The organism is Psychrilyobacter piezotolerans, assembly GCF_003391055.1.
Taxonomy (GTDB): domain Bacteria; phylum Fusobacteriota; class Fusobacteriia; order Fusobacteriales; family Fusobacteriaceae; genus Psychrilyobacter; species Psychrilyobacter piezotolerans.
In genome coordinates this window covers 61,405-73,235 of record NZ_QUAJ01000021.1, presented here as the reverse complement: position 1 = coordinate 73,235, position 11,831 = coordinate 61,405, and the positions used below count along the sequence as shown (strand labels likewise).

Here is an 11,831-nt window from a genome sequence, read left to right as displayed (position 1 = left end):
AAAAAAGCTTTTAGGTTGTCGTTGGTAAGAATATCTTTAAGTGTAATAGTAGTCATAATAGTTATTATACCAAAAAACCCCCAAGATGGGGGCTGGGGGTTGAAGAAGCGTTAGCTTTTTTTTATTATCTAGATGTTTTCACATAATCATTATACTGGATACAAAATGTCTTAAATTTTTTTGATTTTAAAGGTTTTGTAGAAAAGTACCCTTGAGCATAGTCACAGTTTAATTTTTTTAGAAGGTTAAAAGTCTCAATGTTTTCAACACCCTCAGCTATAATTTTTAACTCCATAGATTTTCCTAAAGCAATGGAGGACTTAACTATATTATAATCTTTTGAATCGATATTCATATTTTTTATAAACATTTGATCTATCTTCAGCTTATCAAATGGCAGATTTCTGAGATAAGATATTGCAGAAAAACCAGTCCCGTAATCATCCAAGGCAAAAGTTATCCCATATTTTTTTAAACATCTCATAACCGAGGATATTTCCTCAAAATCTTCAATTAAATTTCTCTCTAAAATTTCAAATTCTAAACCTTTTAAACTTTTATCATAATTTTTTAAAGTATTGATAATTGATTTATTTTTCAGACATGCTATAGGTGTATTTAAAGCTAATTTCATAAAAAATCCATCCCTTTCCCACCCTTCCTGGATCTCAAGGGAAGTTTTAATCAGCCAATTTGTAAAGGTATTGATCAGGTTAGTCTCCTCCATATAGGGCATGAATAAATCTGGAGAGATAATTCCTTCCACAGGATGAACCCATCGTATTAAAACTTCAGCAGAACTGATTAATCCGGTTTTGAGCTCTATCTTAGGATGAAAGTAAAGGTGAAACTGATTATTTTCAATGGCTGCAGGCAGTTCGTTTAAGATAGAAAGTTTTTTATCGTGAAGTTTATTAATATTATCATTAAAATAATAGTATGAAAACAAGTTAGTCCTTGCGTAAGCCCGGGCTATCTCTGCATTCTGTAACAACCTTTCCTGGGTGTCGACAAATTTTGCTACACCGATACTCAACTCAGGATAGATCAAAATATTACCTATAGAAATATTTTGCTTTAAGATATCTATTTTTTTTTCAAAAGAATAGGGACTGTAGGAATCCATCAACAGTCCGAAAGTATTATCCCTGAAATGAAAAAGTTCCACCTCATCCTGGGATAGTTTTTTTAAGTTGAGAGATAAATTTTTTATAAAATCTTCCAGGATAAAATTACCATATTCATTTAGGATCTGGTTGAAATTTTCAATTTCAAAAAGAGTTAAATATTTACCACTAAGATGCTTTTTCTCCTTAAAAAAAGTATCGAAGCATTTTCTGTTAGCTATATTTGTAATTCGATTATAAAATGTCAGTTTTTCTATATCTTTTAATGTTTTCAATATTATATCTATAATAAACCCGTTTGCAGTACCCACAATCATAAAAAATAAAAGTCTGTATATCCAATTTTCAGGAGACTGCATCTCCATAGTTGCAACATCTAAAGGAACGAAACTGGTGAGGTAGCCGGCTATACTCCCAAAGAAGAGCCCGCCCAGATACCCAAAATGAAATGCTGCTAATACCAGTGGGATATACATAAGCTGTATATAAACATATTTAGTCCCCCCTGTAAGGTAAACGATTCCCAAAACTGTAGAAATTAATATAAAAACAAATAAAATTGAATAAAGAATATCCATTTTCTGAGGACGGTACCACTTTTTGATAAGTTTAATAAAAAATTTAGTATTCTGCACAGCAAAACCACCCTTAAAAAGTTATATCAATATTATATCCCAATAACTACCTTATTCAAAATTAATTTTTTGATTTGAATATTTTATGACAGGATCGGGAATCGAGAAATAATAATTACGAATAGTAAAATATTATTGTATAATAAGTATAGAATTGGTATTATACCTCAGAGATACAATAGAGATACAATATAAGAAGGTGATTGAAATTGCTTATGAATAAAGAGCAAGAAAAAATAGCATATACAAAACCCAATGGACATATGCTCATAAAAGGAATAGCAGGAAGCGGAAAAACAACGGTAGGAATATGCAGGATATCATATTTATTAAATAATTATTGTCATGATAAAGATGATAATATTTTATTTATAACATTTAACAAAACCCTGGTTAACTACGTATCTTATTTTTATAATAAGGTCGATAATATAACTCAATACAATATGCATTCATTGTTCGGCTTCCCAAAAGAAAGGGTAAAGATAACAACGGTTGACAGTTTGATGTATGGGTATTTTTTAGAGTATCAAAAAAAATCCAAGGCAGACCTGAAACTCAACCCGACCAACCATAAAAAACACGGTATTTTGAATGAATTAATAGAAAAATTAAAGAAAAAATATAATGAGGTCACTATTTTTGAAGATGGGAATACTGCTTTTTTACTGGAAGAAATAAATTGGATCAAAGCCTGCAACTATATAGATGAAGCTGAATATCAGGAAGCCAGCAGGATAGGGAGTCTGAAATTAGGGGTGACCACCCAAAAATTACCTAAAAACTCCATAGTCAGGAAGGCAATATTTGAATTGATGGAACTCTATACAGAAAATCTTTTAAGAGAAAATACCATAGACTACAATGATATGAGACTGATCGCTTTGGAGGAATTGGAGAATAAAACTAAGAAAAAATATACCCATATTTTGATAGATGAATGCCAGGATCTGTCCAAGGTACAGCTGGAATTTATAAGGGGATTATACGAGAACAAAAGTCACTCTAGTTTCACCTTTTTATTTGACAGTGCCCAGAGTATATATTCCCACTCATGGTTAGGTATGGGAGGGGAACGGACATTTGCCAGTATTGGGTTTAATATGATAGGGAAGAGTAAAACTCTCAGTAAAAATTTCAGAACCACAACCCAGATATCCAAGGCAGCCTACAGCCTCCTGAATAAAAATGAGATGATTACAGGAAATTCCGACTATGTAAAACCATACCTTATCGACAGATACGGAAACTATCCAATATTTAAGGAATTTTTATCGGAAGGAGAACAGGCGGCCTATGTAAAAAAATTATTGGATGGGAGACTTTCAAAAACTCTTAAGAGTGATATAGCTATAATTGGAAGGACTAAAAACCAACTGCTAAATTTTAAACTTCTCATGGAAAAATTGGGAGTAAAGACCACATTTATCGATCGTGGAAATGACGACTTTGATTCCAATGAGATAAAGTTATTTACCATGCACTCCATAAAGGGAATTGAAACTAAGGTAATAATAATGATCTCTTTAAATGAAAAAATACTGCCATTTCATTCATCTAATATAGAGGAATTAAAGGAATATGAGGAGATACAGGAACGTAAACTGATGTATGTGGGGATGACCAGGGCCATTGAGGAATTGTATCTGTTATCCTCTGAAACTCCCAGTAAATTCATAGGGGATATAGGATACAAATATTTGCAGATAGATACCGATAAAAAGATAAGGATATTTTATAATATCCCTGTAGATGATTATTATTTTAAAGACCGGCTGGTCAACCTTCACTCCAACGAGGAGAAGGTAAGGCAGTGGCTGATTAAAGAACTTATAACTACCTATGAGTATAGATTAGACCTCATAGATGTTGAATATCCATTGACTTTGGGATCTAAAAAATACTTTGCAGATGTAGTTATCTACAACAAGAAAAAACCATATATATTTATAGAAACAAAATCAAAGGAAGTGGAACTATCGGATGGTTTTGAACAATTGAAAAGTTATATGACTATGGAAAAATCGGTGGAATACGGGATACTGACCAATGGCCGGGATATCAAGATATATAATTCTGAATTTTGTGAGGTATCTGAAATACCTGATTTTACACTGGATATGGTAGAGGAAACTGTGGGAGAAGAATTTATATATTCTGATTTTAAAAGGGAAATACAGATACCGTATCTTGTAATCGACGAGGATACTATCATTGCAGAGGATAAAGATGGGGATATAACATATAATAAAATGGATCTGATATCGGTACCTAAGTTTAAATGGGTAAATATATATACAGATTATGATGATCCGGAAGGGCAGATATTGCTGCCTAAAGAGTGGGTCGATGATAACTGTAATTATATAATAGAAAATTATGGGGACAGTATGGATCCGTTGATCTGTGATGGTGATCTGGTGGTAATAGAGAAAAAAACTCCTAAAACCAATGATATCATAGCAGTAGTCATGGAAGACAGGTCGGTTTTAAAAAGATATATGAAGGTAGGAACATCTATATTATTATCCAGTGAAAATGAGGAGTATGAGCCTATATATTTTAATGAACAGGATATAAATGATTATTTTGTGGGAGTGGCTGTAGGAGTTATTAAATAACTAAAAAAAAGAACGCGGATACTATGTATACACGGATAAGGAACAGAAAATACAGGATTTTCAATTAGTGTGATTCGTGAAAAAAAACTTTAGTCGCAGATTACGCTAAAGACAGATTAAAATATTGGTGTAGATTGGTGGCAAAGAAAAAGCTATCAACGCAGAGTTTATATTAGAGTACACAAAGATTCTCAGAGAAGAACTCCGAGAGCCTTTGCGTTAGATCAGTTGAATTTTAATCTTTAAAATCTGTGGAAATCTGTGTCAAAAAAGGTTATTCGCTTAGTGATAAAGAAATAAAGGAGTGATTAAGTGTGGTAAATTTTGAAAAAATAGATGAAATGATAAATATTATAGCCAGTGGAGAGATTCCGGAATCTCAGAGTTTCAATGAGTTTGCCGTTAATTTTTATCTGGAGACAAAGATAGTGCCCCTTTCCAAGTACCTGAAGATGGAGGGAAAAACCAATAAGATGCCTAAGATCATGAATACCAAAAAAAGTGGGGAACTGATTTTTCATACTAAAAAAAATGAAGAAATATTAAAATTTTTAAAGAAAAGAGGGTATAAAGATATCCCTGAATTAAATTTTACCTGTGTGATGCTCCTTAGAAAGGTCGACAGTATGTCGAATTGGAAAAAACTGCTGTCTTATTTTGAGGGGAAGGGAACCATTGAGGAGATCAATAATTCCACCAGAATACAGCTCCTGCCAGAGGAGGAAAAGAAGATAGGGGACTTCATAAAGATAAATTTAGGAGTTTCAGACACGGAGTTAAACTGGTTAAAAGATAAATTTAAAATTATATATGAAAACAAAGAACTGTTAAGATCCATAAAAAAAATAGCCCGATAGATATTATAATTAAGGGGGAGATATGTTAAATTTTAATTTTCAGAATACAACCGAGATAATTTTTGGTAAGGGTGTGGAAACCCAGGTGGGGAAAAAGGCAGCGGAATATGGGAAAAAAGTGCTGCTTCACTATGGGGGAACCAGTCTGAAGAAATTCGGTCTCTATGATAAGATCATAAAAAACTTAAAAGATGAAGGGATAGAAATATTTGAGCTGGGAGGAGTGCTTCCAAATCCCAGATTATCCCTGGTTAAAGAGGGAATAAAAATTTGTAAAGACAATGATATCGATTTTATCCTGGCTGTGGGAGGAGGGAGTGCCATTGATTCAGCCAAAGCCATTGGTGCCGGTGTAAAATATGATGGAGATGTATGGGATTTCTTTGAAGGAAAAGTTACAGTATCTGAAACTCTCCCATTAGGAGTGGTTTTAACCATTCCTGCAGCTGGAAGTGAGGCCAGCAGCGGTACAGTTATTACAAATGAAGAGGGCTGGTATAAAAAATCATTTGGAGGAAATGTCATAAGACCTAAATTTGCGATTATGAATCCTGAACTTACATATACCTTACCCGGTTATCAGACAGGAGCAGGGGCAGTAGATATTATGGCTCATGTTTTAGAGAGGTATTTTACCAATGAAAAACATGTAGAATTAACAGATCGGTTATCGGAGGCTGTGTTAAAAACAGTGATTTTAAATACTCCTAAAGCCTTGGATTTTCCGGAGGACTATAATGCCCGTGCTGAGATTATGATCTCTTCCACTATAGCACATAACAACTTATTGGATATGGGAAGGGAATCGGACTGGGCCTCCCACGGGATAGAGCATGAGCTCAGCGGAATATATGATATCACCCATGGGGCAGGGTTAGCTATCATATTACCGGCATGGATGAAGTATGTGTATAGATCCAATATAGACAGGTTTGTACAGTTTGCTATCCGTGTATGGAATGTTGATATGAATTTCAATGACCCGGAGGCTGTAGTTTTGGAGGGAATCAAGAGGATGGAGGAGTTCTTCACATCCATAGATATGCCTACAAGATTATCCCAGGCAGAGATAGACAGTGAAAAATTTGAGGAGATGGCAGCTAAAGCCACAGAACATGGGACACTGGGTAATTTTGTTAAACTGACCAAAGAGGATATAGTGAATATATATAGGTTGGCAGAGTAAAAAGAAGTGTGACGTTAAAAACCCTAGAAGGAAGAGTATACATACTTTTTCTTCTAGGGTTTTTTTTATTATCAAATCTACCTACAGTATTCCTGTGAGCTTTAAGAGTGCCTTAGGATCCGGCTGTCTCCCATGAACATTTACAAAACTTTCCTTCATATTTACAGATCCTCCAAGTGATAAAAGGTTGTCAAAGAAATTATTGGCTAATTCCTTATCTATGTTTCCGTCCTTAGTCATCTCTAAATAACTGTCAGCAGAAAGTACTTCAGCCCATTTATAGGAATAATAACCTGCTCCATACCCACCTGCAAATATATGGCTGAATGAACATTGGAACTTATTGTATGATGGTGTTTTTATTACCGAAACCATTTTTCTGACCTCATCTAATTTTTCCTGCACCTGTTTTTTAGAGTAAGCATGATCATAGATCATCAGGTCAAACAATCCAAATTCAACCTGTCTGTTGTTTCCATACCCCTGCCCATAATTTAAAGAATCTAAGATTTTTTGGATCAATTCATCGGAAATAACCTCCCCGGTCTCATAGTGGATTCCAAATGTCTTTATGATCTCTTTGTTGTTGGCAAACTCCTGTAACCACTGGGATGGATATTCTACTACATCCCACTCGGTTCCGTTGAACCCAGAGGCAGAGATCTCCTTTGTCTTAGATGTAATAAGATGAAGAGCATGTCCCATCTCATGGAATAGAGTTACTACATCTGAATGATCCAGTAATGATGGAACCCCATCCTTACTAGGTGGGAAATTACAAACAATTATCCCCGTTGCAGGAACCCGGATTCCATCTTTCGTATAACTTGTAATCCAGCTGTCGGCCCAGGCTCCTCCCCTCTTATTTTCATTGGTTTCCAAATCCATGATCAGGTTTCCTAAAAGTACTCCGTTTCTTTCCAATTCAAATACGGTCACTTTGTCATTCCATAATTTTACATCCTGTATCTGCCTGGCTTTTAAATTAAAGACATTTTCTAAAAACTGGAACATCCCGCAGACTACCTTATTTTTTTCAAAGTACGGCTTGGCCTCACTGGGGTCGAAATTATACTTGATCTCCTTTAATTTCCTGGAAAGATATGCATAGTCATAGATCTCCACACTGTCGTAACCTAATTTTTCCCCAGCAAAAGTTTTTAATTCCTCGATCTCCTCCACGGCCTTAGGCAGAGCTTCTTTTCCTAACTCTTTTAAGAAATCTATAACTTCCACGGCATTATTGGCAGTTTTTGAGGCAATAGACAGTTCCCTGTAATTTTCATACCCTAAAATTTTAGCTTTTTCATCCCTCAAATTCAAAATTCTCTCGATGAGCTCCTCATTTTCAGGTGCCTTTGTGGCAGAAGCCCTGTATAATCTTTCCCTTAGTTCTCTGTCGTTGCAATATTTTAAAAATGTAGTGAGGGAAGGCCCATGAAGGGTAAACTTCCATTTTCCTTCCTCTATTTCAGCAGACTTTTTATCTAAGGCTGAAAATTCAGACAGAACCTTTTCATCCTCGATAATTAACTCATATCCATTGGTAGCATCGGTTACATTTTGGCTGAAATCGTTCCCCAGTTTAGCCAGTTCTAAATTGATGGATTTGATCTTCTCCTTACTCTTTTTATCTAAGCCTATACCGCTGGATTTAAATGATAATATTTGTTTTTCAAGGATTCTTTTTCTCACATCACTCAGGTCTTCAGTTTCATAGATTTTCATGATAGAGCCGGCAAGTTCCTCATTCTGGCTTAATTTAGAAGTGAATTCATTCATAATGGGGATATATTCCTCATATGTTTTCTTTCCTAAATCTGTAATGTTTGTTGAGATTTCAATCTGTAACGGGAATGAAAATTTTTCAATATCATCCAAAAGATGCTCCATTACATCGAAGAAATTATCGTATGTTTTATCTTTTATTTTTAATAACTCCTCAATAGCATCCTCTGCTGCAATGATTTTTTCATTGAGTTCATCTATAAACTTTTCATCTAGTTTTTTGTAATTTAACTGCATAATTCTCCTCCTAATTTTGTGTTATTCCAGTAAATTATACCTCACTTATTTTATATATGGAAAATTTTTTATTTATATTTTGATCCACCGCTAAATTCCTATGGTAAACTGTAGTATAATTGATATTTAACTGTATCTATGTTACTATTTAGGGAGAAATCTATAGTGATATTAAGGAGTCATAAAATGAATAAAAAAATAATTATTACAATGAGTAGTTTAGCCATTATAGCCGGGATTTTTCTTGCTGGAAATGTAGGGTTGAAATTTTTCTTTCATGATTATCTATATGAAACACCAAATTTAAAAGGGCTAAAAATTGAGGAAGCCAGAACATTGGTAGGATCGAATTTTAAATTAGTTCATATGGGAGAACATTATTCGGAGTTTAAAAAAGGCGAGATCTACTCCCAGCTGCCTATATCCCAAAAGCATATAAAGAAAGGCAGACCTATAAAAGTTTGGATAAGTAAGGGAATAGATACGGTGATTTTACCCGATTTGAAGGGTAAAAATATGCAGGATGCCAGAGTGATCCTCAGTGACTTAGGAATTAAAGTCGGCAGGATTTCCCATACTATGGAAGGATATATGAACAACAAAGTCATAGGAACCGATCCTTCAGAGGGGAGTTCAATTTCTCGTGGGAGTTCGGTATCCCTGCTGATCAATGTAAGTAAGATAAAAAATATCAGGATGCCGGATATCCTGGGATTTTCCCAGGGAGAAGGAGAAAAGATCCTCCGGGAAAAAAAATTGGTTATAGGAGATATAAAAAGAGTGCATAGGAATGATTTTCCTGAAGATACGATTATTGATGTTAGTTATCCTGCTGGAAAAGATGTTTTAGCAGGTTCGATTATAAATATTACAGTTACAGCTCAGAGTGAGGAGGAATAATTATCAAAGGTAGAGTTATTACGAAAATAAAAGGATTTTATTACGTTCAAGTGGAAGAAACTACTTATGAATGCAGGTTAAGAGGGATACTAAAGAAAAAAAACAATAAAGACAACTGTGTTACAGGAGATCTGGTAGAATTTGGTGAAGATGGGTTTATCACAAAGGTATATCCCAGACAAAATATCATCCACAGACCCCTGGTTTCAAATATAGATTATCTGGTTATTCAATTTTCAGCATTAGATCCAAAATTTGACATTGGAAGATTTAATATATTGTTACTCAATGCTTTTTATTATAAGATCAAACCGGTAGCGGTTATCAACAAGATCGAGCTCCTGGATGAGGAAGGGTTGAAAGAATTAAAAGGACAACTGGATTTTTTAAAGGGATTGGATATAGAAGTATTTTATATTTCAACCTATGAAAATATTGGGGTAGAAAAGGTAAAAGATTATATAAAAGATAAAATAACTGCATTTGGAGGACCATCCGGGGCAGGAAAATCATCGCTCCTTAATATGCTCCAGGAAGAAAAGGTCTTGGAGATTGGAGAGACGAGTAGGAAGCATTCAAGGGGAAAACATACTACCAAGGGGACAACGCTTCTGCCAATGGAAAATGGCGGATGGGTAATTGATACACCTGGGTTTTCTTCCATAGAACTGCCACCAATAAAAACTGTGGATGAGCTGGCCGGCTTATTTACAGAATTTAATGAGTATAGAAACTGTAAATACAGCAACTGTATCCATATAAACGAACCTGAATGCGGGATAAAAAATGAACTTAATCATGGGATCAGCCAGAGCAGATATGATTTTTACCTGTGGTGTTATAAATTTTATAGTGAAGAAAGATGGAATAAATATTAGTGAAGTATGATATAATTATTTTATAGTCAAATTAATTTTAAGGAGTGAACCATAAAAATGAATACAATTAAAATTGCACCTTCAATCCTATCAGCTGATTTTAGTAAATTAGGAGATGAAATAATAGATATAACAAAAGCCGGAGCGGATATGATCCATATTGATGTTATGGATGGGAATTTTGTTCCAAATATCTCATTTGGAGTTCCAATTATGAAATCGATTAGAGATAAAACGGATTTAATTTTTGATGTACATTTGATGATAGACGCACCTGAAAGATATATTGAAGATTTTGCCAAAGCCGGAGCAGACATGATAGTAGTTCATGCTGAATCAACAACTCACCTTCATAGAGTTATCCAGCAAATAAAAAATCTTGGTCTAAAAGCCGGAGTTTCATTGAATCCAGCTACCCCTGTAGAAAATTTAAAATATGTAATAGATGAACTGGATATGGTATTACTTATGTCTGTTAACCCTGGGTTTGGAGGACAAAAATTTATACCTTCTACTATAAAAAAGATAAAAGAAGTGAGAGAGATCTCTCCTACGGTAGATATTCAGATAGATGGTGGTATTACAGATACTACAATTAAACCTTGTATAGAAGCCGGGGCAAATATATTTGTAGCCGGATCTTTCGTATTTGGCGGGGATTACAAGGAACAAATAGAAAAATTAAAAGGTTAAGGAGGCCAGATGTCTTTAGAAAGAGTTAATACGGTAATAGAAGATTTCACTAAGCTTTTTTATGAAACGGAATCACTAGCACTTAAACAAGGGATCAAATGTTTGACTACCACAGAGCTTCATGTTATAGAGGCTATCGGGAACCACTCATTATCTATGAATAATTTATCGGATAAATTAGGTATTACCATGGGAACTGCTACAGTTGCCATCAATAAATTGTCCAATAAGGGATTTATAACCAGAAAAAGATCGGACAATGACAGGAGAAAAGTTTTTGTTTCCCTATCGAAAAAAGGTGAGGATGCACTTACTTATCACAATAACTTTCATAAAATGATAATTTCGAGTATTACAAAGAATATAGAAACTGAAAATTTAGAAATATTTACTACAGTATTTAATCAAATATTGGAAAATCTTAAAAACCAGGTGGAATTTTTCAAACCAGATGTTATCACTAATTTCTTAGAGGGGGATTCTGTAAGTGTTTTAGATGTCAAAGGAACTCCTGTGATTAAAAATTTCTTTGCCGGGATGGGTATAAAATTATATACAGAGTTGAAAATAATATCTAATTCCCACAGGGTAATTGCTATAAAAACTCCCGATGGTGAAGTGGTAGAGATAAATACCATAGATGCTAAAAACTTAGTAGTAGTAAAAAAAGATATATAAGAAAATAATATTAGGAGGGAGGGGAAACCTTCCTCCTATTTTTGATAGAATAAAAATTTAGCCACCAATTAACACCAAAAATACTGAACCGCCAATAGACACATTAACCCAGAAAAAATAGAACGCTGATGCTTGCAGCATACACAGATAAAATACAGATTACCGCAGATAGTTTAAATTTTTAGGTTTTAAAACCTAAAAGAAGAGATCTATGATAATCTATTAGATCCG

Annotated in this window: 9 protein-coding genes; 7 read left to right on the top strand and 2 right to left on the bottom strand. The window is 34.3% G+C overall.

Annotated elements, in window-relative coordinates:
* Positions 1–124: 124 nt before the first annotated feature.
* Entirely contained in the window at positions 125–1,762 is a 1,638-nt protein-coding gene (locus DYH56_RS11580; RefSeq protein ID WP_114643036.1) for a GGDEF domain-containing phosphodiesterase, read from the bottom strand.
* A 215-nt stretch (positions 1,763–1,977) separates the two neighbouring features.
* Between DYH56_RS11580 and DYH56_RS11575 the strand changes: the two genes are divergently transcribed.
* The 3 genes from DYH56_RS11575 to DYH56_RS11565 all read left to right on the top strand — a co-directional run bounded on the left by DYH56_RS11575 (position 1,978) and on the right by DYH56_RS11565 (position 6,426).
* Positions 1,978–4,383: a UvrD-helicase domain-containing protein gene (locus tag DYH56_RS11575; RefSeq protein WP_147269613.1), complete on the top strand. Its 2,406-nt coding sequence runs from the start codon at positions 1,978–1,980 to the stop codon at positions 4,381–4,383.
* Between the two features lie 314 nt (positions 4,384–4,697).
* A complete protein-coding gene (locus DYH56_RS11570) occupies positions 4,698–5,240 on the top strand; it encodes a hypothetical protein (protein WP_114643034.1) in 543 nt (180 codons plus the stop codon).
* 22 nt (positions 5,241–5,262) lie between these two features.
* Positions 5,263–6,426 carry an iron-containing alcohol dehydrogenase gene (locus DYH56_RS11565; RefSeq protein WP_114643033.1) on the top strand — a complete coding sequence of 388 codons (1,164 nt, stop codon included), beginning with the start codon at positions 5,263–5,265 and terminating at the stop codon, positions 6,424–6,426.
* An 81-nt stretch (positions 6,427–6,507) separates the two neighbouring features.
* Here DYH56_RS11565 and DYH56_RS11560 read toward each other — a convergent pair whose 3' ends face one another.
* The gene (locus tag DYH56_RS11560) at positions 6,508–8,451 is read right to left on the bottom strand and encodes a M3 family metallopeptidase (protein ID WP_114643032.1); all 1,944 of its coding nucleotides are present in this window, start codon (positions 8,449–8,451) and stop codon (positions 6,508–6,510) included.
* 186 nt (positions 8,452–8,637) lie between these two features.
* Between DYH56_RS11560 and DYH56_RS11555 the strand changes: the two genes are divergently transcribed.
* From DYH56_RS11555 to DYH56_RS11540, 4 genes are read left to right on the top strand one after another with little or no spacing between them, the layout of a single operon-like run.
* Positions 8,638–9,351 (top strand): PASTA domain-containing protein, encoded by a 714-nt coding sequence (locus DYH56_RS11555; RefSeq protein WP_158539141.1) that lies wholly within the window; start codon positions 8,638–8,640, stop codon positions 9,349–9,351.
* Between the two features lie 17 nt (positions 9,352–9,368).
* Entirely contained in the window at positions 9,369–10,229 is an 861-nt protein-coding gene (rsgA, locus tag DYH56_RS11550) for a ribosome small subunit-dependent GTPase A (RefSeq protein ID WP_158539142.1), read from the top strand.
* A gap of 57 nt (positions 10,230–10,286) precedes the next feature.
* Entirely contained in the window at positions 10,287–10,922 is a 636-nt protein-coding gene (rpe, locus tag DYH56_RS11545) for a ribulose-phosphate 3-epimerase (protein WP_114643029.1), read from the top strand.
* Positions 10,923–10,931: 9 nt separating this feature from the next.
* Complete coding sequence (locus DYH56_RS11540; RefSeq protein ID WP_114643028.1) at positions 10,932–11,600, top strand: MarR family winged helix-turn-helix transcriptional regulator; 669 nt, start codon at positions 10,932–10,934, stop codon at positions 11,598–11,600.
* The last annotated feature ends 231 nt before the right edge of the window (positions 11,601–11,831 follow it).

Excerpts from the sequence above, each read along its gene's own strand:
- DYH56_RS11555 (WP_158539141.1), top strand. The coding sequence starts at position 8,638 with ATGAATAAAAAAATAATTATTACAATGAGTAGTTTAGCCATTATAGCC.
- rpe (WP_114643029.1), top strand. The coding sequence starts at position 10,287 with ATGAATACAATTAAAATTGCACCTTCAATCCTATCAGCTGATTTTAGT.
- DYH56_RS11575 (WP_147269613.1), top strand. The coding sequence starts at position 1,978 with ATGAATAAAGAGCAAGAAAAAATAGCATATACAAAACCCAATGGACAT.
- DYH56_RS11540 (WP_114643028.1), top strand. The coding sequence starts at position 10,932 with ATGTCTTTAGAAAGAGTTAATACGGTAATAGAAGATTTCACTAAGCTT.
- DYH56_RS11560 (WP_114643032.1), bottom strand. The coding sequence starts at position 8,451 with ATGCAGTTAAATTACAAAAAACTAGATGAAAAGTTTATAGATGAACTC.
- DYH56_RS11565 (WP_114643033.1), top strand. The coding sequence starts at position 5,263 with ATGTTAAATTTTAATTTTCAGAATACAACCGAGATAATTTTTGGTAAG.